The sequence below is a fragment of the Streptomyces sp. NL15-2K genome, from assembly GCF_030551255.1.
Lineage (GTDB): Bacteria > Actinomycetota > Actinomycetes > Streptomycetales > Streptomycetaceae > Streptomyces.
On sequence record NZ_CP130630.1, the window covers coordinates 9729988 to 9754072 of the forward strand.

Below are 24085 nucleotides of genomic sequence, written 5' to 3' on the forward strand. Positions count from 1 at the left end.
CCTGCTTCCAGTCTCCCCGTGGAGCGCTTCCCAGTCTCTACGGTGGACGGAGACCTGTCGCGCCGCGCTGGGCCACCTGTCCCACACGGGGGCCGTTCGGCCCGGAGGCCACACCACTGCATCGATGCGAGACTGACCCCGTAGGTGGACGGCGTCCCCTGGGAGGCAGCCGTGAGCGACTTCGAGCACAGCTCCGCGGAGAAGGATGCCCGCCGCACCACGCCGGGCCGCCCCTGGACACCACAGGAAGAACCGCGCCGGGACGCGCTGCGCCGCTACCTCGCAGCGGTCGCCGCCGCCGTGTCGGCAAGGAGCACCGAGAAGTCCGAGCCCGCTGCCGGAAAGGAAAGAGCCGAGCCGCCGGCCACGGCCGCGCACGCGCCCTCCGCCCAGGTACCGGCCGCACCCCACGTGCGGGACGTCATGCAGGTTCCGGCGGTCTCCGTCCCCGGCGACATGCCGTTCCTGGACGTGGCCCACACCCTCGCCCGCGAGCAGGTGAGCGCCGTACCGGTGGTCGACGCCGACGATCATGTGATCGGTGTCGTCTCGGAGTCGGATCTCCTGGCCAAGGCCGCCGTCATGGCGGAACCGCACCGGCACGGACCTGCCGGCAGGCTCCGGCAGCACCGCCTGTACGAGAAGAGCCACGGCGACACGGCGTCCACCTTGATGACCTTCCCGCCGGTCACCGTCCACCCGGCGGAGCGCGTGGCGGATGCCGCGTGGACCGCCGCTCACGCGCGGCTGAAGCGGCTCCCCGTGACCGACCATCGCGGTCGGCTGGTCGGTGTGGTGAGTCGGCGAGATCTGCTACGGGCGCTGATCCGGGACGACGCCGAGATCAGGGCCGAGGTCGAGTCCTTGGTCGGTCAGCATCTGCTGGATCCGCGCGCTGTCGAGGTCGCCGTGGAGAGCGGGGTGGTGACGATGACGGGGCGACTGGACAAGACCCTTGGCCCGGAGCTGCTCGCATCGGTGCGGGACATCGACGACGTGGTCGATGTGATCGACGAGACGGAAGCCGACTGAAAAGGCCATCGAGACCGAACGAACAGCAGACGGACAGGCGTCGGTGATGCCAAAGAAACCCAACCAGCCCGAGCTGCCGGATGTCCCCCGGCGTCTGCGTCTGGGCGCGGAGCTGGACGTGATCGCCGAGCAGCTCAGGTCGCTGGCCAGGGCGCAAGACCAGTTGCATGACCTGTACGAGGCGGTCATCGGCCGGGAAGTGGACTTGTCCGTCGTGCTGCACCTGATCGTCGATACCGCGATGGAGCTGGTCGGCGCCCGCTATGGCGCGCTGGGCGTGCTCGATGAGCACGGCAGATACCTCGATCGATTCATTCCGGTCGGCCTGTCCGAGCAGGAGCGGGCCGACCTGGCTGGGGTGGAGTTCCCGCACGGCCGCGGCCTGCTGGGCCACTTGATCACCCACCCGGGACCGCTGCGGGTCGATGACATCTCCGCCCATGCGGACTCGGCCGGCTTCCCGCCCGGCCATCCGCCGATGCGCACCCTGCTCGGGGCCACGATCAGTACCCGCGGCAAAATCTACGGGGACCTCTATGTCGCCGAGCGGCGCGACGGGCAGCCCTTCGATGTCCACGACGAAGCCCTCATCGTCGCACTCGCCGGCGCCGCGGGCCTGGCCATCGACGACGCCCGTCTCTACGAGCAGACCCGCTTCGACGCCGAACATTTCCAGCGACTTCTCCTGCCACGTCTGCCCGACCTGCGCCCCTTCAGCGCCGCGGCGACCTATCGCCCCGCCGCCACACCCGGCCACATCGGCGGAGACTGGTACGACGCCCTCCTGGTGCCCGACCATGCCTGCGCCGCTGTCATCGGCGACGTCGTCGGCCACGACCTGCAGGCCGCGGCCGCCATGGCCCAGATCCGCAACATGCTGCGCGCCCTGCTCTACGACCAGCGCACCTCGCCCAGTGCCGTCCTCGCCCACCTTGACCGGGCCCTCGCCGCGATCACCGACGAGCCCGTCACCACCGCCTGCCTCGCCCGCATCGAACCCGCCCAGCCGGGCGCCTGGACACTGCGCTGGAGTACCGCAGGCCACCCTCCGCCCTTGCTGCTCACCCCCGACCACCGGGCAAGCTATCTGCACGCCGACCCGGATCTGCCGCTCGGCGTCGACACCGCCCAGCCGCGCAACGACCACACCCACCCCATGCCGGCGAGCTCCACCGTGATCTTGTTCACGGACGGGCTCGTCGAGCACCCCGCGCACGCGATCGACACCGGACTGGCGCGCCTGGCCGACCTCGCCACCGAGCACGCCGCCCTGCCCCTGCAAGACCTCGTCCAAGCCTTGGCAGACCATCACCCCAGCGACGGCCATGACGACATGGCCATCCTTGCCCTTCGCACTCCGGGCACCTGACCATGGGCGTTCGGGGCGGCGCTGGCGGCCCGGCCCGGACGAGAGCCCGTACGGCGCGCACGTGGCGGGCGGGATCGCGGCCGCGAAGAACGGCGTCGGCATGCGCAAGGGCGGTGGGGTGCAGGGCGGGGTCAGCCGCTCAGCGCGGTGATCGTCGCATCCAGGTCGTGTGCCCTCGGCCGGTTGTGAGGGAGCTTGGCGAGCAGGCGGGCCATGCCGCAGGTGTCGGTGAGGGCGGAGAAGACCAGCCCGCCGGCGACGCCCGCGGAGAGCCACCGTGCTCCCGGCCGGAGCCGTCCGGCCATCAGGCCGGTCAGGACGAGGGACCCGGCGGCGAGGCGGACCTGGCGTTCCATCGGCCAGGGCGTGCGGGTGCCGGCGGGGCGGTGGATGTCGTGGCCGAGCTGTGTCCAGGAGTTGGTGCCGCCGGTCAGGGTGGCGGCCGTGATGCCAACCTCGGCCAGCCGTCGGCAGGCTTCGGCGGAGCGGGCGCCGGAGGCGCACACGACGAGCAGGTCACCGCGGTCGGCGGCCGTCTTGAGCGCGGGCAGCGCCGCGTCGAGATGAGCCAGCGGGATGTTGTGGGCGTCGGGCAGGTGGCCGGAGGCGTACTCGCCGGGTGTGCGTACGTCGATGACGGTCAGCTCGTGAAGGCGGGCGTGGGCCTGGGCGGGGGTGAGGGCGGTGTGTGCCACGGGGATTTTCCTTTGCTTCGGTGGCGTTACCCCTTCGGTAAGATACCCGCCGGGGTATCTGTGAAGGAGTGTGGGTCGTGGAACTGGCGATGGCGGCTGAAGAGCTGAAGACGGTGGTCAACAGGTTGCGCCGGGCGCAGGGCCAGATCGCCGGTGTGATCAACATGATCGAGGAGGGGCGGGACTGTGAGGACGTGGTCACGCAGTTGGCGGCGGCGTCCCGCGCGCTGGACAAGGCGGGCTTCGCGATCATCGCCACCGGGTTGCAGCACTGCCTGACCGACTCGGACATGGCCTCCTCCGGGGACCGTGAGGAGATGCGGGCCCGCTTGGAGAAGCTCTTCCTGTCCCTGGCCTGAGGGGATTCCTCTCGCCGGCCTGACGGGTGCCGTATCGGGCCCGCCTTCGGCTGGCTGGTCATGTCAGGGCATCGGCGAGCATGAAGGCGGCCACGGCCAGCAGGACGATGGCGAACGCCCGTTGCAGCAGGGCGCCGGAGACCCGGGTGGTCAGCCGTTTGCCGTCCCAGGCACCCAGGATCGCGGCCCCCGTGAACGGTCCGATCACCGCCCAATCGACGCCCGCCGTGGTGGCTCCCCGGGTGGCCAGCGAGGCCAGCGAGTTGGCCGAGATGACCAGCAGACTGGTGCCGATCGCGGCCTGCATCTCGAACGCCAGCACCGTGACCAGGGCCGGGACGGCGAGGAAGCCACCGCCGACGCCGAGCAGCCCGGTCAACGCGCCCAACCCCGCGCCGACGCCGGTGGCCCGGGCCGGTCGTGCGTTCCGGGGAGCGTCGGCGGTGCGGACGGGGCGCAGCATCCGGAGTGCCGCGACGGCGGCGACGGCGGCGAACGCCCCGGTCAGCAGTGGCTGGGGCAGGCGACCCGCCGCGGCCCCGGCCGCGGCGGCGGGCAGAAGTCCGGCCGACGCGAACAGGGCTCCGGTCCTCCACCGCACGTTCCCGGCGCGGGCGTGGGCGTACAGGGCGGTCAGCGAGGTCGCGATGACGATGAGCAGGCTGGCGGTGGTGGCCGCCGCCGGGGTGAAGTCGAGCAGATAGATCAGCGCGGGCACCGCCAGGACGCTGCCGCCTCCGCCGAGCGCGCCGAGTGCCAGCCCCACCACGCCTCCGGCGATCAGGGCCAGGATCAGCTCGCTCACTCTATGACTCCGCCGCTGCCGTTCACGCCGATGACCGGCAGACCCTGCCGGGCCCAGGCGGTCATGCCGGCGGTGACGTCGGTGGCCTCCACGCCCGCGGCGGTCAGCATGTCCGCCGCCGTGCGGGAGCGGTTCCCCGAGCGGCAGATGGTGACCACCCGCCTGCCCTGTACGGCGTCGGGCAGTGGGGCACCTGCCATCAGGCGGGACAGGGGTAGGTGCAGTGCGCCCGGCGCGTGTCCGGAGTTCCACTCCGGGGTCTCGCGGACGTCCAGGAGGACGGCCTGCCCGTCGGCGATCTGCCGATGGGCCTGCTCGGGGCTGAGGCGGTCGGGGCCGCGGCGAAGGAACGGCGACATGAGGGGCTCCTTGCGTGGGTGCGATGCTGTTCAGTCGGTGCCGGCGGGTCGGGTCAGGGGCAGCCCGGCTTCGCCCGCGGCGGTGAAGGTGTCGTCGACGGCGACCACCTCACGTCCGACGGCGTCCAGCAGGGAGGCGGCGATCGCCGCACGCATCCCGCCGGCGCAGTGCACCCACACCTCCCCGTCGGGCATCTCCCCGAGACGGCCGTGCAGCTCGTGGATGGGGATGTGCACCGAGCCGTTCACGAACCCGTCGGCCCGCTCGGCGTCACGGCGCACGTCCAGCACCACCACCTTCTCGCCCCGCTCGCGGGTGTCGGCTAGATCGGCGAAGCGGGCGCGACGGAACGAAGCCAGACGCTCGCCTTCGCCGATCCAGGTCTGCGCCTCACCGGTGGCTGCGGCCGCCGGACGGTCGATGCCGACCCGGGCCAGTTCCCGCTGGGCCGCGGCGATGTCTTCGGGGGTGGCGGCCAGCAGGGTGACGGGCTTGCCCCACGGGATCAGCCACGCCAGGTAGGTGGCGAGTTTGCCCTCGCCCTCGAAGTTGAACGAGCCGGCCACGTGGCCCTCGGCGAAGGCGACGCGGTTGCGCAGGTCCACCACCCACTCGCCGGCCGCCAGCCGGGAGGCGATCTCGTCCGCGTCGGCGGACCGGGGCGGGGTGAGGTCGACGGGGGCGGGGCCGACGGCGTTGGCAGGGCCCATGTGTGCGTAGTACGCGGGCACGTCGTCCAGGCCGGTGAGCAGCTCCGCGACGAAGGTGTCCACGTCCTTGGTGAGCGCGTCGTTGTTCTTGCGCTCCGCGCCGATCGTGGTCGCGTCCCCCTCGGCCTGCGAGGAGGAGCAGAAGCTGCCGAATCCGTGCGTGGGCAGCACCTGCACGTCGTCGTCGAGCTCGTCGGCCAGACGGTGGGCGGAGGCGTGCTGGGCGCGGGCCAGCCGCTCGGTCAGCCGCGGCTCGACCAGGTCCGGCCGCCCCACACTGCCGATCAGCAGCGACCCGCCGGTGAACGCGGCCACCGCCCGCCCGTCCTCCTCCAGCAGGTAGGACGTGTGGTGCGGGGTGTGGCCGGGAGTGGCCATGGTGCGTAGCACCAGTCCCGCGTCCACGGCGACGGAGTCACCGTCGGCGACGGGCGTGCGGGCGAACAACACCGATGCTCCGGCTGGTACCAGGTAACGCGCGCCGGTCACCCGGGCCAGCTCCAGGCCGCCGGTGACGTAGTCGTTGTGCACATGGGTCTCGGCCACGTACGCGATGCGCACGCCGCGGCGGGCGGCGGTGGCGATCACCTGATCGATGTCGCGCGGCGGATCTATCACCACGGCGGCGAGGGACCCGCCGACCAGATAGCTGCGGTTGCCCAGACCTTCGATCTTCAGGGTGTCGACGAAGAACACGGCAGGACTCCTCACAGAAGAACGGGGTACCCCGGGGGGTATTCGACACTCAGCCTAACAAGAAATACCCAGGGGGGTATTCCGGAGGGACGCGTGGTCACCTACCTGTTCAGCTCACGTCGTCGTTGTGGGTACCCGGCGGGATATACCGGAACCAGCTCGTCCGTACGACCTTGGAGACCTCGTGTCCTACGACCGCACCGTCCGCCTCGACACCGACTTCGACGCGACCGTCACCGCCGTCCGCCGGGCACTGGCCGACCAGGGCTTCGGCATCCTCACCGAGATCGACATCAAGGCCACGCTGAAGGAGAAGCTCGGTGCCGACGTGGAGGACTACGTGATCCTCGGCGCCTGCAACCCACCGTTGGCCCACCGGGCTCTGGAGGCCGACCGCAGCATTGGTCTGCTGCTGCCGTGCAACGTCGTCGTCCGCCGGGACGGCGACCGGACCACCGTCCAGGCTCTGGACCCGAACACCATGGTCACCCTAACGGGCCTGCCGACTCTGCAGCCCGTCGCCGGCGAAGCCACAGCCCGGCTGGACGCCGCTCTGGCCTCACTGTCCTGACCGGTCCGTGCTATTCCCGCCTCACTGCGTGCGGGTGACCAGGAAATCGGCGCTGCCCGACAGCGTGGTGAGCCGAGGCGTATCCTCGTCCTCGATGCGGATGCCGGACCGTTCGCTGAGGACCTCGACGAAGCTCAGGAAGTCCAGCGAGTCCATGTCGAGCACCTCGCGGAACGCGTCGTCGGGCGCCAGGGCGGTGACGTCGGCGTCGGGGATGACGGAGGAGATCGATTCCCTGACCATGTCCAGTGCATCGGTTCGGTTCATGTTCACAGCTGCTCCGGGTTCTGCAGGATGCGGGAGACCGCCGTGAGGTAGCGAGCACCGACGGCACCGTCTGTCGCCCGGTGGTCGGCCGAGAGGGTCGCTGTGACCACGGGGCGCACGCCCAGCAGGCCGTCGACGGCCCATGGCCGGTCGACCACCCGGCCGAAGCCGACCAGAGCCACCTGCGGCGGGTAGATCACGCCGAAGACGGTTTCCACGCCCTGGTCGCCGAGGTTGGTGACCGTGATCGTGGCGTCGGACACCTCGGAAGCACGCAGCCTGCCTGTGCGGGCCCGGGTGACCAGATCCTTGAGGGCGCTCATCAGCTGGGTGAGTGTCAGGGTGTCGGCGTGGTGCAGCGCGGGGGCGATGAGCCCTCCGCCGCGCAGGGACACGGCCACGCCGAGGTGGACGCCTTCGCCTGCGGTGAAGTGGTCATCGGTCCAGAAGCCGTTGAACTCCGGGACCTCACTGGCCGCCAGGGCCGCCGCCTTGAGCAACAGGGCCGCGGGGAGTAGCCGTTCACCGACCGGGCTGCGCCGGTTGTGCTCGTGCAGCCAGGCCATCGCGGCGGCCATGTCCACGGTGGTGGAGAGATAGTAGTGGGGGATGTCCCGGTTGGCGCGGGTCACCAGGCCGGCGATCGCCTGGCGCATGGCCGCCGCCCGGTCTTCGGAAGGACGGGCGGCAGAAGATCGTACCGCGGAAGGACGTACCGCGGCGGCGCCCGCGTACGCGGGCGGGGCGGGGGCCGCCGGGCCCGGGGCTGCCTGGCGTACGTCCGAGGCACGGACGGCCGACTCCCTGCCCGTCCCCGTCACTGTGGCCAGATCGACGCCCAGTTCGGCGGCGAGCCGCCGAGCGAGCGGGGTGGCCCGCACGCGTGGCGGCCGAGCAGTGGCTCGGGCGGCCGCCGCTTCCTCGACGTCGGTGCGGGTGACGCGGCCTCCTGGTCCGGAGCCGTGCAGCGTCTCCAGGTTGACGCCGCTCTGCTCCGCGAGGTGCCGGACCAAGGGGCCCGCCTCGATGTGGCCGCGCTCCCGAGCGGCGGACGGCGCCGACACCGACACCGGGACCGGGGCGGGTTCGGGTGGCGGGGACGGGGGCTCGGGGGGCTCGCCTTTCTTCGGTGCGTGGCGGACAGGTCGTCGCTCCGCCGCCTTCTCGGCTTCCGTGGGGCCTTCGGGCTTGCTGACCTTGCCCGGTTTCTGGGCTTCTTGCGGCTTTCCCGCTCCTCCCGGTTCCCCTGGCTTCTCCGCCGCCGCCCCGATGAGCGCGAGCGGCGTGCCCACCGGCACCGTCGTGCCGGGCTCGACGAGCAGCTCCGTCATCGTTCCGGTTTCGAAGCACTCCACCTCGATCGTCGACTTCGCGGTTTCGACGACCGCGACCGGATCGCCCTTGTGCACAAGGTCACCGGGCCCCACCAGCCATTCCAGGAGCGTTCCCTCGTCCATGTCCGCGCCGAGGGACGGCATGGTGAACTCGGCCATGATCAGTCCACCGCCCGGTGGGCGGCCGCGACGATGTCGGCGACCTGGGGCAGGGCGGCCTCCTCCAGCCGCCGCGCGTACGGCATGGGCACCTCCGCGCTGCACACCCGCTCGACGGGCGCGTCCAGGTCGTAGAACGACTCTTCGGCGATGCGCGCGGACACCTCGGCGGCGAGGCTTCCCGTCCGCCACGCCTCGTCGATGACCACCGCACGATGCGTTCGGGCCACCGAAGCGGTGATGGCCGCGCCGTCCAGGGGACGCAGCGTGCGCAGGTCGATCACCTCTGCGTTGATGCCCTCGGTGGCCAGTTCGTCCGCCGCCGCGAGCGCCTTGGGCAGTGAACCGCCGTACGTGATCAGGGAGATGTCGGTGCCGGGGCGGCGGATCGCGGCGTGGTCCAGATCCACGGGGGCGGTGGGCGGGAGGAGTTCGCCGGAGACGTTGTAGAGGCTGCCGTGCTCGAAGATCAGTACGGGGTCGGGGTCGGCGAGCGCCGGGGCCAGCATGTGGCGCGCGTCCTCGAGGGTGGCGGGGGCGAGGACGCGGATGCCGGGGATGTGCGCGTACCAGCCTTCCAGGCTGTGGGAGTGCTGGGCGCCGAGTTGCCGTCCGGCGCCCGTCGTCATGCGGATGACCAGCGGCACGGGCAACTGGCCGCCCGACATGTGCAGCAGGGTGGCGGCGTTGTTGAGGATCTGGTCGAGGGCGAGCAGGCTGAAGTTGACGGTCATGATCTCGACGATGGGCCGCAGCCCGGCCAGGGCGGCGCCGATGCCGGCGCCCACGAACGCGGACTCCGACAGCGGGGTGTCACGGACACGTTCGGGGCCGAACTCCTCCAGCAGCCCGAGGCTGACGCCGAAGCATCCGCCGTAACGGCCCACGTCCTCGCCCATGAGGAAGACACGGTCGTCGGAGCGCAGCGCCTGCCGGAGCGCCTCGCGCATCGCCTCGCGGTAAGTCGTCTTGGCCTCTTGCGTTCCGCCGACGCCCATGGTCAACTCACCGCCTCCGCCGAGGAACTGGTGACGTGGCGGAGCAGGTGCTCGACCGGCTCCTCTGGTGCCTGTTCGGCCGCTTCGACGGCGTGGTCCATCTCGTCGGTGATCCGCTGCTCGATCCGGGCGAGCTCCTTGTCACCCAGCTCACCGTTCTCGCGCATGCGGTCCATGAGCAAGCTGATCGGGTCCCTGGACTTCCACTGCTCGACCTCCGCCTTGTGGCGATAGCGGTCCGGGTCGTACATCGAGTGGGCGCGGAAGCGGTAGGTGCGCAGTTCCAGGAAGTGCGGTCCGGTTCCGACCCGGATGCCCTCGACGGCCCGCCGGGCGGCCTGCTCGACGGCCGCGACGTCCATGCCGTCCACGGCCCAGGCGACCATGCCGTAGGAAGCGGCGCGCATGGCCAGGTCCGTCTGTGCCTCGTGCCGCTCCAGGGCCGTGCCCATGGCGTAGAGGTTGTTCTCGCAGACGAGCAGCAGGGGCAGCTTCCACAGGGCCGCCAGGTTCGCGGTCTCGTGGAACTCGCCCTCGGCGAACGCCCCGTCGCCGAAGAAGCAGCAGGTGACGCGGGACTGTTCCCGCATACGGTCGGCGAGCGCGAGGCCGGCGGCCAGCGGGAGCCCGCCGGCGACGATCGCGTTGCCGCCGTAGAAGCGACGGCTCGCGTCGAACAGGTGCATGGATCCGCCCCGGCCGCCGCTGCACCCGGTCGTCCGGCCGTACATCTCGGCCATCACGGCCTCCGCCGTGATCCCGCGAGCCAGGGCGTGGCCGTGTTCGCGGTACGTGGAGACGACCGCGTCCTCGGGCGTCAGTGCCTCGTTGACGCCGACGGCGACGGCTTCCTCGCCGATGTAGAGGTGGACGAAGCCGCGGATCTTCGCGGCGCTGTACAGCTCGACGCATCGCTCCTCGAAGCGCCGGATGCGCAGCATCGCCTCCAGCAGGTCCGTCCGGTGCTCGGTGCCCGGTCGGCCGACCGGAGATCCGGTGCTCGCTTTCCGTTTGGTCGTCGCGGTTTTCTTGCCGGACTTCGGGGACGCCGGGTCCTTCCGCGTACGGGTGGGGCGGGCCGCGCTCATGCGGATCCCTCCAAGGTCGACAAGTCGCCTGTGGGCAGGCCGAGTTCACGCGCACGGAGCAGACGGCGCATCACCTTCCCGCTGCGGGTCTTGGGCAGGTTCTGGTCGAACGCGATCTCCCTGGGAGCGACGGCGGGGCCCAGCTTGCGGCGGCCGAAGGCCAGCAGCTCCCGCTCCAGATCCGGAGTCGGCTCGACACCGGGGCGCAGTGACACGAACGCCTTGACGACGTTCCCGGCGACCGGGTCCGGCCGTCCGATCACCCCGGCCTCGGCCACCGACGGGTGCTCCATCAGTGCGCTCTCCACCTCGAACGGGCCGATGAGGTGTCCCGCCGACTTGATGACGTCGTCGGCGCGCCCGACGAACCAGTACCAGCCGTCCGCGTCCCGGCGGACCAGGTCTCCGGTCAGGTACCAGCCGTCTGCGAACGCGGCGTCGTAGCGCTCCTTGTCGTGCAGATAGCCGCGGAACATCGACGGCCAGCCCGGCCGCAGCGCCAACTCGCCCTCGACGCCGGGGCTTTGCACCTCAGTGACCCTGCCGTCGGTGACCAGTGCCCGGCCGTCCTCGCCCTGCTTCAGCACGGCCGCGTCGACGCCGGGCAGCGGACGTCCCATCGAGCCCGGCCGGATCTCGCAGGCCGCGAAGTTCGCGATCATGATGCAGCCGGTCTCGGTCTGCCACCAATTGTCGTGCACCGGCAGGCCCAGCACGTCCCGGCCCCAGACGACGGCCTCCGGGTTGAGGGGCTCGCCGACGGAGGCGATGAAGCGCAGGGCCGACAGGTCGTAGGAGAGCGGCAGGTCGTACGGGCCATGTCGCGGGGTGGCACGCATGAGCATGCGCAGGGCCGTGGGTGCGGTGTACCAGACGGTGACCCGCTGTTCCCCGAGGATCCGGTACCAGCGCCGGGCGTCGTAGTCGCCCTCGTCGACGACCAACGTCACGCCGTGGACGAGCGGGGCGATGATCCCGTACGACATGCCGGTGACCCAGCCGGGGTCGGCCGTGCACCAGTACACGTCCTCGGGATGCAGATCGAGTGCGAACCCAGCCGTCGCATGATGGGCGACCACCGCCTCGTGGACATGGACCGCACCCTTGGGAGTGCCGGTCGTTCCGCTGGTGAAGTGCAGCAGGGCCATGTCTTCGGGAGAGGTCGGCGGGATGGTGAAGGTGTCCGGGGCGGCGGATATCAGGTCGTCGAAGGACGCGGTGCCGGGCAGGTCCTCCGCGCCGCGTCCGACGATCAGGATGTGCTTCAGCCCGGGAACCGACGCCCGGCGCTCGGAGACCTTGCGCCGGTAGAGGGCCGCGGTGGTGACCAGGACCTGAGCATCGCCGAGCCTGAGCCGCTGTGCCACCGGGTCGGGGCCGAAGGCGGAGAAGAGCGGGCAGAGGACGCTGGTGTTCTTCAGCGTGCCCAGCACCGTGGTGTACAGCTCGGGACAGCGGCCCAGCAGCGTGAACACCCGGTCCCCGTGGCCGACGCCGAGGGAGCGCAGGGCGTTCGCGAAGCGGGCCGTACGACGGGCCAGGTCCCCGTACGTGACGGTCGAGACGGAGTCGTCCCGGGCGACGCACCGCAGCGCGACTTTGTCCGCGCGGTCAGAGGCCGCGTGCCGGTCGACGGCCTCGTGGGCCATGTTGAGCCCGCCGCCGGGCAGCCCGGACAGTTCGGTACGCGCCTGCGACCAGGTGAAGGCGGAGCAAGCCCGGTCATAGTCGGTGAGGCGGGGTGGGACGACTGGTGCGGTGTCCTTGTGGATGGTTTCCCAGTGCATGGGTGCTCCTCCCGGCACTGCCCTGATCTCCAGAGTCGCCGAGCACGGCGTCGGCTGCACTTCGACCGGAGGAGGCGGCCCGATGGGACGGGCGGCGGCTCTCTGCTGGGCGTTCATGGAGCCGGGGGCCGCCCGCTTCTTGCGGGCCCGAATTGCACGGTGCACGGTTTCACTCCGCTTCGCCGTGTCTCCTTGTGGCCCTCGGCTCAATTCCATAGAACCGCCGCTCATCGGCAGGTTGTAGGGCCGAACGGCCCGGAACAAGGGGCCGACCGACCCGTTGGGACCCCCTGTCGGCCGGTTCACTCGCGGTGCAGCACGACTTTGAGAGCGCCGGTGGTGGTGCCGTGCGAGAACACCTCGTAGGCGTCCTCCATCCGATCGAGTCCGAAGGTGTGGGTGACCAGCTGTGAGACGGGCAGGCGTCCGAACCTCACCAGCTCCATCAGCCACGGTATGGAGTACGCGTCCACCTGGCCGGTACTGATCGTCACGTTCTTGCGCCACAGGGATTCGAGATGCAGCGTGACCGGTTTGCCGTGTGTGCCGATGTTGGCGATGTGCCCCCCTGCGCGGACGGCGCGGGTGCACAGGACGAAGCCGTCCGGTTCCCCCGATGCCTCGATGACCACATCGGCCCCCGGTCCCTCGGACAGCTCGGCGATCATCGTCCCCGGTAGTTCGGCGGCATCGGGCCTTACGCGGGCGGCGGCCTCCAGCCGGGCGGAGGACAGGTCCACCACGATGATCCGGCGGGGCGAATAGAGCCGCGCGACGACGACGCAGGCGAGACCGACGGGACCCGCGCCCACCACGACGAGGGTGTCTCCCGGGCCCACCTCTGCGTTCCGCACCCCGACTTCGTAGGCCGTGGGGAGGACCTCGGCGAGCAGGACAGCGTCATCGAGCGGGAGAGCGGAGGGCCGTAGGTGGGTGGAAAAGTCGGCGAAGGGGACCCGCGCGAACTCCGCCTGGGTGCCGTTGATCAGATTCCCCAGGATCCATCCACCGCCCTCGCGGCACTGTCCGCGCATGGTGTCACGGCACGCCGGACAGTGGCCGCAGGCCGAGACGGAGGAAACGATCACCTGGTCCCCTGGGCGCAGGTGGTGGACGTCGCTGCCGACCTCCATGACCTCGCCGACGGCCTCGTGGCCGAGGATCGTCCCCGGCTTCACCTCGGGCAGGTCTCCGCGCAGGATGTGCAGATCGGTTCCGCAGACGGTGGTGGCGTCGACGCGCACGACGGCGTCGGCTGGGTCCTCGATGACCGGATCCTTGACCGTGTCCCAGGAGATCTGTCCGGGGCCGTGGTAGACGAGGGCTCGCATGGTCACCCACTCCCTGGCTGACTCTTGCCGACTCTCTCCACCGTCGCGCTGGGAGGACGCCAGGGCAACCGGGGCCATCAGCTCGTTGGGCTCCTCAGGACCGTCGGACTCCTGGGCCGGGGTGTGGGGCCCCGACGCCTGGTGTTCATGGCCGGGTGGGCGGAGATGCCGTCGCGCCGATCAATGAGAGCCAGCCGGTCAGCCCGGCCGGGTCGGCGGTCCCGCAGCGGAAGCCGACATGCCCGTCCGGACGGACGGCCACCAGCCCGCGACCGGGGCTGTTCGTCAGCCGGAGGACGGTGACCAGGGGACCGGGCACGTCGTCCGGCGGCGGGTCGGCCTCGCGCTGCAGCAGCAGGTGCACACCCGGGCGGGCCAGCAGCTCGTGCAGCCGCCTGGGAGGTCCTTCGACGCTGACGGTCGCGTCCGGCAGGCGGTCTCCTGGGCGGGGAGCGCCACGCAGGGGCGGTGTTCCCTCCACCGACAGAGGGCTGTGCCGGTAGTTCACCCGCAGCTGGGAGATGAGACGGATGGCCTCGGCGACCAGCCGTCGCCGGTGCAGGAGGGCGGGTATGGCCGGGGCCGTGAGCGGAGCGGCCACCGCGCGCAGCCATGAGGGGATCCGGCCGGTCGACGCCTCCGCCCAGAACGCCGTGTGAGTGAGGATCAGCCGTCGGTGTGCAGCCGCTCTGCGCTCCCTGTCGTAGGAGTCGAGCAGCACGTCGGCACCGCGCCCGTCCGCGGACTCCCCCCTGGAGCCGCTCGCCGCGAAGCCGAGCTTCCAGCCGAGGTTCACCGCGTCCTGGATACCGGCGTTCATGCCCTGGCCGGTGGCCGGTGAGTAGTTGTGAGCCGCGTCCCCCGCGAGGAAGAGCCGCCCCCGGCGGAACCGCCCCGCGAGGCCGCATTGCAGCGGCACCCGCGCGGACCACGCCAGACGCTCGATCCTGGCCTGAAGCCCCGCGTCGTTGAGGAGGTGCTGGAGCTCGGCTTGCGGGACGGCGGATCCGGGTTGGCCGAAGTTCTGGCCGGCCCCGTCGGTGGATGTCCGTGTGGCCAGCAGCCGCCAGGTGGCCTGCTCGCCGAGCGGGAAGAGGAACAACAGCCCTTGGCGCCCCGCGAACACCTCGGCACCGGAGCGCTCGGCGATGCCGCCGAGGTCGAGGTCGGCGAGGACCACCTCTTCGGCGTAGGGCCTGCCGCGCCATCCGATGCCGGCACAGGCCCGCACGGTACTGGCCGGGCCGTCGCAGCCGACGACGAAGGGGCAGCGGATCTCCTCGATGCCGTGCCGCGATCGCAGCACAGCCCGCACGCTGTGCCCGTCGTCGCGGGCAGTGGTCAGTTCTGTGCCCCGTTCCACCGTCACTCCGCGGTCGGCGAGTGCCCGCGTCAGCACGCGTTCGACGTCCATCTGCCGCATGAGTGACAGATGGGGGAACGCCGTGTCGGGCAGCGCGAGGTCCGCGAGCCTGGTCTCGACGACGCGGGAGCCGAGATGAAGGTCGACCGCTGGGGCGGGGTCCGCCAGCTCCAGCAGGGCGTCGGTGACGCCGAGTGGGCGCAGGACCTCCAGAGTACGTGGGTGCAGGATGAGCGCACGGGAGGGCCGGAACGGCCCGGGACGCCGCTCGACGATGCGGATCCGTGCTCCGTGGTCATGGGCCTCCAAGGCGGAGGTGAGGCCGGTTGTACCGGCCCCGACGACCAGGATGTCCACCACTGAGTCCACCACTGTCGTCACGTCCCGGCCTGGATGCGCCACCATGCTGCGCTGTCGTGCGGCGCAATGTTTTCGATCAGCCCAGGATCCGCGATCACGTCGTCGCGGCGCAGCCCGGGCACAACGGCATAGCTGATCGAACCAGGCACGCTGACCAGCGCCAGGACCCGCCACAGGGAACGCGCGTAGTGCTCGGCGCGCTCCGTGCCGTCCCACTCGTAAACGCCGCGGTAGCGATCATGCTCGTCGTGGGCCAGCCACAGCTTCGAGGTGAAACCAGGAAAGCCGACGAACAGCGGGGTGTTCAGCAGGCTCTCCGCGCGGAACAGGGCGTGCGCGGGCCCGCGGACCAGGCGCAGCCGGAAGCTGACCACCAGCGTGCACGGGTCCTTCGCCAAGCCGCTGCCGAGGCGGGTCTCCCGGTACACCCGGGCCGAGGTGCCGTCGGCGAAGCGCAGCCGCATCTCCTGCCGTTCCTTCGGCAGACGGACCCGGTGCCGCGCGAGCAGCGCGAAGGTGGAGAGGAAGCATGTGGCCACGGCCCTCCACGCCTCGCCAGGGGCGAGCGGCCTCTGTTCAATCGTGGTGTCACCCATGGTGGCCGCCTCACGAAGTGCCGTAACAGGCGTACGGGGCCCCGGCCCTGCCACACCTCCTGCCGGACCGGAGTGCCCCCGTACAACCACCATGAGTGAATGCGCCGTGCCGCGCGAAACCTGGTGGCGCGGGCCGGCAATTGGCCGTTGTCCCCTGCCATGTGCGGGCGTCCCAACTCGTTCTAGTCCGGCTCCATGTAGGGGCGACGGAAGACCGGTGTCTGGCTGTCGGCGTGTGGGCGGATCGCTGCCAGTGCCTGGACCACCGCGGCCTCCAGGGAGCCGCTCGTATCGACCCTGACGGCCTCAGGCCAGGGCGGTTCCGTGGCAGCCATGGCGGTGGCCACGTCGACGCCGGCGTCGGACGCCCCGGGCGCGCGGGTGGCGAGGCGGGTTGTGGTCACCTCGTCCGGAACGTGGCAGTGCAGGGCGACGAGGTCGGCGTAGGTGCGTTCGGCCATGCTTAGGGCGGCTTCGCGCTGTGCGGCATCGTGCCAGGTGGCGTCCAGGACGACGGACTCACCCTGGGACAGCAGGGTCGATGCGCGGTCGAGGAGGGCGGCGTACGTCTTGTTGGTCCAATCGGGGGAGTACAGGCCCTCGCCGTAGGCGGCGGCAGCCGGCTGTTCCGCCGGGATGCCCGCCAGTTCCTTGCGGAGGCGGTCGCTGCTGAGCAGTGTGACGCCGAGGCGGTCGGCGAGTGCGCCGGAGAGCGTGGACTTGCCGCTGCCCGGGAGTCCGCCAACGAGGGTCAGGCCGACGGCTGAGGAGCGCAGGTGGCGCAGGGCGGTGTGATCAGTCGGTGTGCTGCCGCCTCCGCGCCGGGCGTGCCCTGGCGTGCCTGGATCAGGGAGACCTTGGCCCGGACGAACGCGCGGTAGGCGACGTAGTGGTGGCGTAGGGAGGGAGGCGCCGGGTCGCCGGAGTACTCGCCGTACTCGGCGAGGAAAAACGCCGCGGCCTCCGGCGCCCCGAGCTGTTCCAGGTCCATGACCAGGAAGGCGGCGTCGTCGAGGCCGTCGACGTAACGAAGGTGGTCGTCGAACTCCAGGCAGTCCAGAACGCGTGGGCCGTCGTCGAGGCAGAAGATGTCCTCGGCGAGCAGGTCTCCGTGGCCGTCGACCACCCGCCCCTGCTCGATGCGCCTGTCGAACAAGGGCTCGCGGCCGGCGAGGTAGCGGCGCACCGAGCGCTCGATCTCCTCCACCCCGTCGGGCACGGTGCCGTCGTCGGGCAGGGCGCGGACCTGGGCGAAGCTCGCTTCCCAGCGTGAGGACAGCGCGTCGCGCGTCCCCTGCTCGGTCACCTCCCGGCTGCGAGGTGCGCTCGCGTGGTGGGCGGCGAGCAGCCGGGCGACGGCCCGAAGAGCGTCGTCGACGGCCGCTCCTTCCCGTACCAGCCGGGAGAGGCGGCGCTCGGTGGCCATGCGGCGCATCACCACGACGGGTTCGGGTACGTCGGTGTCCGGGCTGCGGAATTCGCCGACGCCGAGGTAGACGTCGGGGGCGAACCGGCGGTTGAGGACGACCTCTCTCTCGCACGCGGCCTTCCGGGCGGCCACCGTGGTGTAGTCCAGGAATGTCAGGTCGACTGGTTTCTTCACCTTGTAGGCGCGGTCCCCGATGAAGAGGACCACGGCGGTGTGTGTCTCGCGCACCTCGGCGCGCGAGAGCGACGGGGCTCCGGGGACGTCGTCCCGCCGCGCCGACGCCATCGGCTCGCCGGGGTGGTTCGGCTCAGTCATGGGGGACGACGGCGACAGGGCACCGCGCGTGGTGGGCGGCGGCCTGGGCCACGGGGCCCAGGCGTGGCGCCAGGGGAGGGTGGTGCTTGCGTCGGCCGACGACCAGCAACTCGGCGCCTGCGGCGGCTGCTATGACAGCCCTGGCGGGGCTGTCGAGGCGGATGGCCTCAGCTACGTCCACGCCCGGGAACTTCTCGCGCCAGGGGCGGAGGGCTTGGCTCAGGCCCTTCTGGGCCTCCTGCCTGACCTCGTGGGTCACGGTGTGATCCACGCCCCAGGGGGCGTACGCGTGGATCGGCACGCTGCGGCCATGGACGGTGCGGAGCGGCAAGCCCCGCACCGCGGCGGTGGTGAAGGCGAATTCGAGCAGGTCGTCGCACGGTCCGTGCAGTTTCAGTGCCACCACCACGCCGCCTGCTGAACCTGATTCGGGCGCGCGACCTTCTTCCCCCCGCTCGGCGCGCACCAGGACCACGGGCCGCTCGGCGCGCGCCACGACGGACATGCTGATGTCGCCGAGGAAGTAGCTTTCCACGGGAGTCAGGCCCCGCGAGCCGAGCACGAGCATGTCGGACTCCGACGCCGCTTGGAGCAGTGCGTTCTGCGCGTCGTCGGCGACCAGGTTGCCGACGACGGTGAGGCCCGGGTGGCGCGCTTGGAGTTCCGCCTGGGCGTTGTGCATGAGCCGCTTCGCCCAGTAGTTCTGATCGATTTCCGCCGGGATGCGGGTCGGCTCCGGCGCCAACAGCGGCCACGCGTGCAGCAGGCGCAGGGTGAGACTGCGCTTCTCGGCCTCGTCGGCGGCCCAGCGGGCAGCGGCAAGACTCTCGGGTGAGCCGTCGAGGCCCACGGTGACGGCTGGTTGCATGGCGGCGGTCTCCGTCTCGTAAGAAGCTTGAGATGACGGTGAACGAGTCCGATGGCGTGGATGCCCGCCCGGACGTCGGCAACATGCCGAGTGTGGTGCCTTCTCATTCGAGGAGTACCCCAATCCCTTCCGCAGCGCATGTGGATCTGTGGAGGACGGCGTCGGAGAAGCGGAATCCGTACGAGAGGAGACAGGGGCGGTGACGATTCCCCTTGTGGTCGGTGTCGACGGGTCCGAGGCGAGCCTGGAGGCGGTGGACTGGGCCGCCGACGAGGCGGTCCGGCACGATGTGCCGCTCCACCTCCTGCACGCCGCGGCGCGGGACGACGAGCGGGTGGACGTGATCAGTGGTGCCTCGAAGCATGCCAGGGCAGGGGCTCCCTCCGTGCGGCTGTCGAGTGAGGTGCTGCATGAGGACGCGGCCGCCGCCTTGGTCGACAAGGGACGCAACGCCTTCGCACTGGTGCTCGGGTCCAGGGGGCTCGGAGACCTTGCCGGGATGCTTCTGGGCTCGGTCAGCCTGGCCGTGGCCGCTCGCGCCGACTGCCCGGTGGTCGTTGTGCGTGGTGGGGCGGAGCACCGAGGCAGCCGGTTCGGGGACATCGTCGTCGGCGTCGAGGACGGGGAGGGCAGCGGTACGGCCGTGCAGTTCGCGTTCCGCGAGGCCCATGTGCGGCGCTGCCGGCTGGTGGCGGTGCACGCCTGGAGTGTCCCGGTCGGGACCCCTATGCCTCCGGGCCTGTCCGGATACGCCCTCCAAGCCCTCCAGCGCCCGCCGGCGCAAGTGCTCGCTGAGGCGCTGCACGACCCTGCGGAGCGGTATCAGGACGTGCCGGTGAGCGGCGAGGTGGTCGAAGGCCCGGCGCGGCGGGCACTCCTGAAAGCCGCGGCCGGCGCTGATCTGCTCGTTGTCGGCGCCCGCAGGCGGCATGGGCACATCGGTCTGCAGTTGGGTCTGGTCAACCACGCGGTGCTGCATCACGCGCCGTGCCCGATCGCGGTCGTTCCGCAGACATGACCGGTGAGAGGTACAGGCCCCCGTGACCGGGCCCTGCCGCCCTTGGAAGGCGATGAGGAAATCGGCGACGTGGCCGCCCCTGCTCCGGCATGCGCACGGAAGGAGAGGAACTCACACTGGTCTGGAGGAGTACCCGGCCGGGGTGGGCCAGGCTCCATGGGCTCTCCCCGGCCGGCAGCGACGCTCGAAGGAGACGACCATGACCACTGCCCGGGAGATCATGCACTCCGGTGCCACCTGCATCCAGGAGAACGAGACGCTGGAGGCCGCGGCCCGCAGGATGAAGGAGCTGGACGTCGGAGCCCTCCCGATCTGCGGGGAGGACGACCGGCTCCACGGGATCATCACCGACCGCGACATCGTGGTGAAGTGCCTCGCCCAGGGCAAGGACCCCAGGACCGTGACCGCGGGCTGGCTCGAGCAGGGCAAGCCGGTCACGATCGACGCAGAGGCCGATGCCGACAAGGTCCTTCAGGCCATGGAAGAGCACAAGATCCGTCGGCTGCCGGTCATCGACGATCATCGCCTCGTCGGCATGATCAGCGAGGCCGACCTCGCACGCCATCTGCCCGAGGACCAAGTGGGGCATTTCGTCGAGGTCGTCTGCGCGGCCCCCTGACCGATTCGTCGGCCGTCGGCCCGGGCCCCTGTGACCGGACGTGTCATGCCGAGCCGGGCGCGGCCGAGCGCTCTTACGGATTTTCGTCGAGGCATGGGATGAGGAGGCCATGATGGGGCGTCTCAACGAGCGGGTGGCGATCGTCACCGGGGGAGCCAGAGGGATCGGCGCCGCTGTGGCACGTTTGTTCGCGGCTGAGGGTGCCGGCGTCGTGGTCGCTGATGTACTCGACGCCGAGGGGGAGAAGCTTGCGGCGGAACTCGGCGGCCCGGCCCGCTACGCGCACCTGGACGTCAGTACCGAGGATGGCTGGCAGACGGTGGTGGCGGAGACGGAGCGGGAACTGGGCCCTGTCTCGGTGCTGGTCAACAACGCCGGGATCCTCGAGTGGGGGACCATCGAGGAGCAGACCCTCGCATCCTTCCGAAGGGTCATCGACGTCAACGTCCAGGGCGCCTGGCTGGGTATCCGAACGGCGGCACCGTCGCTTCGCCGGGCCGGTGGGGGCGTGATCGTGAACGTCTCCTCGATCGCCGGGATCACCGGCTATGCCGGCATCGGAGGGTATGTGGCCAGCAAGTGGGCACTGCGCGGGCTGACCAAGGCCGCGGCTCTGGAACTGGCCCCGGACGGGATCCGTGTCTGCTCGGTCCACCCGGGCGCGGTGCGCACCGCGATGACGGCCGACTTCGACGACTCCTTCACCGCCGGACAGCCCCTCCCGCGATTCGGTGAACCCGACGAGGTCGCCCGTATGGTGCTCTTCATCGCCGCCGACGCCACCTTCTCGACCGGCGTGGAATTCGTCCTGGACGGCGGCGTCACCGCCGGCCCGCCGAGCGTGCTGACACCCGCCCACTGACCCGGCCGTCTCCGTACGCATCTGGATCTTGGCCGGCAGCCGCCCGCATCATTGGCGACGTCACCAACGGTGTGCTGCTCTGCGGCCAGTCGGGCGGGACGTGATTGCGGTCCGTCAATGCGGGGCTGTCCGCAGGTTGTGGAGAGCCGGGTCGGTATGTGAGGGAGGACTCGACAGCGGTAGTGAGCAGCCCTTACTCGCGCCATCGCTCGGCGGGTCCATGGGGCCGGGGGCGCAAGGAGCAACGCCCCCCCGATGTCATCGACGGCGCTGACTGTCAGCGCGGCGCCCTTCGGGCAGCGCTGCGACCCGCAGCGTCCGCGAACCTGCTGCGGGTTCGCGGACGCGAACGGGCAACGCGGCCGGTGACTGGTGATCGGCGCCTGCACAAGGGGGAACCCTGGGGCCGCCCCGGTCAGGCCATGGTGATGCTGTCGTCGAGGTAGACGTCCTGGACGGCGTGGAGGAGTTCGACGCCTTCATTGGTGGGCCGCTGGAAGGCTTTGCGGCCGGTGATGAGGCCGGTGCCTCCGGCCCGCTTGTTGATCACTGCGGTCCGTACGGCTTGCGCGAGGTCACTTTTACCGGCCGATGCGCCGCCACTGTTGATCAGTCCGACCCGGCCCATGTAGCAGTTGGCCACCTGCCAGCGGGTGAGGTCGATCGGGTGATCGGTGGTGAGCGTGCCGTACAGGAGCTTGTCGGTCCTGCCGAAGTCCAGTGCGGTGTAGCCGCCGTTGTTCTCCGGCTGCTTCTGTTTGACGATGTCGGCCTCGATGGTCACGCCGAGGTGGTTGGCCTGCCCGGTGAGGTCGGCCGACACCGAGTAGTCCACGCCGTCCTTCTTGAACGCCGAATTGCGCAGGTAGCACCACACCACGGTGAACATGCCCAATTCGTGGGCGCGCGCGAAGACTTCGCTGACTTCCTGCAGCTGGCGGTCCGACTGCTCCGAGCCGAAGTAGACCGTGGCGCCCACGCCGGCCGCGCCGAGTTCGAAGCACTGCTCGACGTTGCCGAACAGGATCTGGTCGTAGTGGTTCGGGTAGGTCAGCAGTTCGTTGTGGTTGAGCTTGACGATGAAGGGGATCTTGTGTGCGTAGCGCCGCGATACCGCCCCGAGCACACCGAGGGTGCTGGCGACCGCGTTGCAGCCGCCCTCGATGGCGAGCTCGACGATGTTCCTGGGGTCGAGGTAGCGGGGGTTCGCGGCGAACGCCGACGCCGCGGAGTGCTCGATGCCCTGGTCCACCGGCAGGATCGATACGTATCCCGTGCCGGCCAGACGGCCGTGGTCGAAGAGAGACTGCAGATTGCGCAGCACCCGGGGCGAACGGTCGGTCGCGGACACGCTCCGGTCGACGAAGTCAGGACCCGGCAGTACCAGGTCTTCGTGGGGAATCCCTTGGGCGGTATAGGTCAGCAGGCCCTTGGCCTCGTCGCCCAGCAAGCCTTGGATGTCGGTCATCGGCTCGCCTCTCCGGTCGTTCGGAATGCCGAGGGGTGAGGCCCGGGTTCCCGCAACTGCCAGGCCCATGTAAACCCGTATGTGTCGTTGCGGTGTCCTGATCCAGATGCGAGCCCCGGCTTGCGCGTAGCAGCGCAGCCGGTGACGGTGCGGCACAGAATTCGGTCGGCATCGAGCCGGCTCGCTGGGCGGCGCGGCTCCCGCCGCAGCCCAGGACGCCATCGAGCGGACGAGTGACGCGAGGGTTCGATGCCTTCGGCCCAGCCGACGGTCGGCTGCTCGAGAATGCGGCGGCGTCTCCCTCACACCGCTCACCGTTGGGCCTGGCGTGGGGTCGGCTCTCGGCGCCGCCTCCGCGCGATACATTCCGACGACCTGCAGCACACGCGGCAACCCCTCAACCAAGTTGGTCATCTTCCCCGGCGACCTGGCTGGGTCCAGCAGTGCTCGACCGAGTACCTCAACGCTTTGGCCGTCGGCTCGGTCGGCCGCCTGGAGTAGACGGGGGTCGGCCGGCAACGCCCTGGCCCGGGAAAGCGCTCTATCTCCACCGCCGACCACAAGTTCTTTAAGGGTGGCTGATCCGAGCACAGGCCGCCAGGACGCGGGGGGCCAGGTCGGTGCGGCTGACGATGAGGTCGGGCAGCATCGGGTCGGGGCGGTTGTAGACGAGAGGGCTGCCGTCCAGGCGGCTGGTGTGGAAGCCCCACGCCTGCGCCACGGCTACTGGCCCGGCGGAGTCCCATTCGTGCTGGCCTCCCGCATGCACGTACAGGTCGGCTGCTCCCAGCAGGACGTCGGCGGTCTTGGCGCCTGCGGATCCCTGCGGTAGGACCTGCACGCCGAGGAGGTCGGCCAGCCGTCCGGCGAAGGGCGGCGGGCGGGTGCGGCTGACCAGCATCCGCGGTGGGCCGGCCCAGGCGGGTGGGGTGGGCGGGTGTTGTCCGGTGGAGAGGACCAGCGCACGGGCGGGCAGGGCGACCGCCCCGGCTGTCAGCCGGTCCTTCTCCCACAGGGCGACTTGCACCGCCCAGTCGTCGCGGGGCGGGTCGGCGAACTCGCGGGTCCCGTCCAGGGGATCGATGATCCAGACGCGGTCGGCGTCGAGCCGGGCCGGATCGTCGGGCGTCTCCTCCGACAGCACGGCGTCATCCGGGCGGTGTTCGCGCAGGAGCCGGGCGATGAGTGTTTGTGCCTCACGGTCACCGACTGCACCCAGCCCGGCAGGGTCGCTGCCGGTGAACTGCGCGCGCACCTGGAGAAGCCGGATGCCGACGGCTTCGGCAGCGAAGCTCGCAAAGTCGTGATCGTCCATGCCCGGGGCCATTGCCTTTCTGCCAGGCTCACCAGCGGTCCTGTGCGGTGGTGATGCCCGCGAGTCTCAGGGGGGTGTAGGTCAGGCAGTCGACATCGGTCCGCCGGTAGCGCACGGTGATGCCGGGGGTGTGACATTTGGAAGGCGACGTTGTGCCGGCAGTCGGACACTTCGCGGGCGCCGACCCGTCCGGTGGCGGACGGGTCGCCGTCCTTGGTCGGAGCGGTGAAGAAGGTGTCGCAGTGTGCGTGCCGGACATCGCCCACAGTGATGGCCAGAGCGTGGCAGGCGCGGCCCCGGTTTTAGGCGCA

At 70.7% G+C, this 24085-nt stretch carries 22 protein-coding genes and 1 pseudogene; 7 read left to right on the forward strand and 16 right to left on the reverse strand.

What is annotated here, in order from left to right; all coding sequences use genetic code 11:
* Window positions 1–171 precede the first annotated feature (171 nt).
* Entirely contained in the window at window positions 172–1032 is an 861-nt protein-coding gene (locus Q4V64_RS43310; protein WP_124443555.1) for a CBS domain-containing protein, read from the forward strand.
* Window positions 1033–1078: 46 nt separating this feature from the next.
* A complete protein-coding gene (locus Q4V64_RS43315; RefSeq protein WP_124443554.1) occupies window positions 1079–2401 on the forward strand; it encodes a GAF domain-containing SpoIIE family protein phosphatase in 1323 nt (440 codons plus the stop codon).
* 131 nt (window positions 2402–2532) lie between these two features.
* On the opposite strand, the gene Q4V64_RS43320 is transcribed toward Q4V64_RS43315, so the two are convergent.
* Window positions 2533–3096 (reverse strand): rhodanese-like domain-containing protein, encoded by a 564-nt coding sequence (locus Q4V64_RS43320; protein WP_124443553.1) that lies wholly within the window; start codon window positions 3094–3096, stop codon window positions 2533–2535.
* Between the two features lie 77 nt (window positions 3097–3173).
* Here Q4V64_RS43320 and Q4V64_RS43325 point away from each other — a divergent pair, with 77 nt between their 5' ends.
* Window positions 3174–3455 (forward strand): metal-sensitive transcriptional regulator, encoded by a 282-nt coding sequence (locus Q4V64_RS43325; protein ID WP_124443552.1) that lies wholly within the window; start codon window positions 3174–3176, stop codon window positions 3453–3455.
* A gap of 58 nt (window positions 3456–3513) precedes the next feature.
* Here the strand turns inward: Q4V64_RS43325 and Q4V64_RS43330 are convergent, their stop codons facing one another.
* Genes Q4V64_RS43330 through Q4V64_RS43340 form a run of 3 tightly spaced genes read right to left on the reverse strand, consistent with a single transcriptional unit; the run spans window position 3514 to window position 6026 of the window.
* Window positions 3514–4260, reverse strand: a complete 747-nt coding sequence (locus Q4V64_RS43330) for a sulfite exporter TauE/SafE family protein (RefSeq protein WP_124443551.1) — start codon at window positions 4258–4260, stop codon at window positions 3514–3516.
* Window positions 4257–4619, reverse strand: coding sequence for a rhodanese-like domain-containing protein (locus tag Q4V64_RS43335; protein WP_124443550.1), 363 nt, complete (start codon window positions 4617–4619; stop codon window positions 4257–4259). Before Q4V64_RS43335 ends, Q4V64_RS43330 begins: the two co-directional genes overlap by 4 nt.
* 30 nt (window positions 4620–4649) lie before the next feature.
* Entirely contained in the window at window positions 4650–6026 is a 1377-nt protein-coding gene (locus tag Q4V64_RS43340; protein ID WP_124443549.1) for an MBL fold metallo-hydrolase, read from the reverse strand.
* 184 nt (window positions 6027–6210) lie between these two features.
* On the opposite strand from Q4V64_RS43340, the gene Q4V64_RS43345 reads away from it, so the two are divergent.
* Window positions 6211–6597 (forward strand): DUF302 domain-containing protein, encoded by a 387-nt coding sequence (locus Q4V64_RS43345; protein ID WP_124443548.1) that lies wholly within the window; start codon window positions 6211–6213, stop codon window positions 6595–6597.
* A 21-nt stretch (window positions 6598–6618) separates the two neighbouring features.
* Here Q4V64_RS43345 and Q4V64_RS43350 read toward each other — a convergent pair whose 3' ends face one another.
* The 10 genes and pseudogenes from Q4V64_RS43350 to Q4V64_RS43400 form a co-directional block, all read right to left on the reverse strand.
* A complete protein-coding gene (locus Q4V64_RS43350) occupies window positions 6619–6864 on the reverse strand; it encodes a phosphopantetheine-binding protein (protein ID WP_124443547.1) in 246 nt (81 codons plus the stop codon).
* Between the two features lie 2 nt (window positions 6865–6866).
* Window positions 6867–8357 (reverse strand): 2-oxo acid dehydrogenase subunit E2, encoded by a 1491-nt coding sequence (locus Q4V64_RS43355; protein WP_124443546.1) that lies wholly within the window; start codon window positions 8355–8357, stop codon window positions 6867–6869.
* Window positions 8358–8359: 2 nt separating this feature from the next.
* On the reverse strand, window positions 8360–9355 hold the full coding sequence (locus Q4V64_RS43360; protein ID WP_124443545.1) for an alpha-ketoacid dehydrogenase subunit beta: 996 nt from the start codon (window positions 9353–9355) through the stop codon (window positions 8360–8362).
* 2 nt (window positions 9356–9357) lie between these two features.
* Complete coding sequence (gene pdhA / locus Q4V64_RS43365; RefSeq protein ID WP_124443544.1) at window positions 9358–10443, reverse strand: pyruvate dehydrogenase (acetyl-transferring) E1 component subunit alpha; 1086 nt, start codon at window positions 10441–10443, stop codon at window positions 9358–9360.
* Entirely contained in the window at window positions 10440–12230 is a 1791-nt protein-coding gene (gene acsA / locus Q4V64_RS43370; protein WP_124443543.1) for an acetate--CoA ligase, read from the reverse strand. The genes pdhA and acsA overlap by 4 nt, the downstream gene beginning before the upstream one ends.
* A gap of 302 nt (window positions 12231–12532) precedes the next feature.
* Window positions 12533–13561, reverse strand: a complete 1029-nt coding sequence (locus Q4V64_RS43375) for an alcohol dehydrogenase catalytic domain-containing protein (protein ID WP_124443634.1) — start codon at window positions 13559–13561, stop codon at window positions 12533–12535.
* Window positions 13562–13706: 145 nt separating this feature from the next.
* Window positions 13707–15329 carry an FAD-dependent monooxygenase gene (locus Q4V64_RS43380; protein WP_124443542.1) on the reverse strand — a complete coding sequence of 541 codons (1623 nt, stop codon included), beginning with the start codon at window positions 15327–15329 and terminating at the stop codon, window positions 13707–13709.
* The gene (locus Q4V64_RS43385; protein WP_303714260.1) at window positions 15302–15823 is read right to left on the reverse strand and encodes a hypothetical protein; all 522 of its coding nucleotides are present in this window, start codon (window positions 15821–15823) and stop codon (window positions 15302–15304) included. The genes Q4V64_RS43380 and Q4V64_RS43385 overlap by 28 nt, the downstream gene beginning before the upstream one ends.
* A 239-nt stretch (window positions 15824–16062) precedes the next feature.
* Window positions 16063–17594: pseudogene (locus tag Q4V64_RS55660) on the reverse strand (AAA family ATPase).
* Window positions 17595–17616: 22 nt separating this feature from the next.
* Window positions 17617–18492 (reverse strand): universal stress protein, encoded by an 876-nt coding sequence (locus Q4V64_RS43400; protein ID WP_124443540.1) that lies wholly within the window; start codon window positions 18490–18492, stop codon window positions 17617–17619.
* A gap of 199 nt (window positions 18493–18691) precedes the next feature.
* On the opposite strand from Q4V64_RS43400, the gene Q4V64_RS43405 reads away from it, so the two are divergent.
* From Q4V64_RS43405 to Q4V64_RS43415, 3 genes are all read left to right on the forward strand, one after another.
* A complete protein-coding gene (locus tag Q4V64_RS43405) occupies window positions 18692–19510 on the forward strand; it encodes a universal stress protein (protein ID WP_124443539.1) in 819 nt (272 codons plus the stop codon).
* A gap of 199 nt (window positions 19511–19709) precedes the next feature.
* Entirely contained in the window at window positions 19710–20129 is a 420-nt protein-coding gene (locus Q4V64_RS43410) for a CBS domain-containing protein (protein ID WP_124443538.1), read from the forward strand.
* Window positions 20130–20241: 112 nt separating this feature from the next.
* Window positions 20242–20991: a glucose 1-dehydrogenase gene (locus Q4V64_RS43415; protein WP_124443633.1), complete on the forward strand. Its 750-nt coding sequence runs from the start codon at window positions 20242–20244 to the stop codon at window positions 20989–20991.
* Between the two features lie 415 nt (window positions 20992–21406).
* On the opposite strand, the gene Q4V64_RS43420 is transcribed toward Q4V64_RS43415, so the two are convergent.
* Window positions 21407–22459 carry a class I fructose-bisphosphate aldolase gene (locus Q4V64_RS43420; protein ID WP_124443537.1) on the reverse strand — a complete coding sequence of 351 codons (1053 nt, stop codon included), beginning with the start codon at window positions 22457–22459 and terminating at the stop codon, window positions 21407–21409.
* Between the two features lie 568 nt (window positions 22460–23027).
* Window positions 23028–23774, reverse strand: a complete 747-nt coding sequence (locus Q4V64_RS43425; protein ID WP_124443536.1) for a 3'(2'),5'-bisphosphate nucleotidase CysQ — start codon at window positions 23772–23774, stop codon at window positions 23028–23030.
* Window positions 23775–24085: the final 311 nt, after the last annotated feature.

What these genes read in the sequence shown, in the direction of transcription:
- Q4V64_RS43315 (WP_124443554.1), top strand. Translation starts at nt 1,079, where the DNA reads ATGCCAAAGAAACCCAACCAGCCCGAGCTGCCGGATGTCCCCCGGCGT.
- Q4V64_RS43335 (WP_124443550.1), bottom strand. Translation starts at nt 4,619, where the DNA reads ATGTCGCCGTTCCTTCGCCGCGGCCCCGACCGCCTCAGCCCCGAGCAG.
- Q4V64_RS43350 (WP_124443547.1), bottom strand. Translation starts at nt 6,864, where the DNA reads ATGAACCGAACCGATGCACTGGACATGGTCAGGGAATCGATCTCCTCC.
- Q4V64_RS43355 (WP_124443546.1), bottom strand. Translation starts at nt 8,357, where the DNA reads ATGGCCGAGTTCACCATGCCGTCCCTCGGCGCGGACATGGACGAGGGA.
- Q4V64_RS43360 (WP_124443545.1), bottom strand. Translation starts at nt 9,355, where the DNA reads ATGGGCGTCGGCGGAACGCAAGAGGCCAAGACGACTTACCGCGAGGCG.
- pdhA (WP_124443544.1), bottom strand. Translation starts at nt 10,443, where the DNA reads ATGAGCGCGGCCCGCCCCACCCGTACGCGGAAGGACCCGGCGTCCCCG.
- acsA (WP_124443543.1), bottom strand. Translation starts at nt 12,230, where the DNA reads ATGCACTGGGAAACCATCCACAAGGACACCGCACCAGTCGTCCCACCC.
- Q4V64_RS43375 (WP_124443634.1), bottom strand. Translation starts at nt 13,561, where the DNA reads ATGCGAGCCCTCGTCTACCACGGCCCCGGACAGATCTCCTGGGACACG.
- Q4V64_RS43380 (WP_124443542.1), bottom strand. Translation starts at nt 15,329, where the DNA reads ATGGTGGCGCATCCAGGCCGGGACGTGACGACAGTGGTGGACTCAGTG.
- Q4V64_RS43400 (WP_124443540.1), bottom strand. Translation starts at nt 18,492, where the DNA reads ATGCAACCAGCCGTCACCGTGGGCCTCGACGGCTCACCCGAGAGTCTT.
- Q4V64_RS43410 (WP_124443538.1), top strand. Translation starts at nt 19,710, where the DNA reads ATGACCACTGCCCGGGAGATCATGCACTCCGGTGCCACCTGCATCCAG.
- Q4V64_RS43415 (WP_124443633.1), top strand. Translation starts at nt 20,242, where the DNA reads ATGGGGCGTCTCAACGAGCGGGTGGCGATCGTCACCGGGGGAGCCAGA.
- Q4V64_RS43420 (WP_124443537.1), bottom strand. Translation starts at nt 22,459, where the DNA reads ATGACCGACATCCAAGGCTTGCTGGGCGACGAGGCCAAGGGCCTGCTG.
- Q4V64_RS43425 (WP_124443536.1), bottom strand. Translation starts at nt 23,774, where the DNA reads ATGGACGATCACGACTTTGCGAGCTTCGCTGCCGAAGCCGTCGGCATC.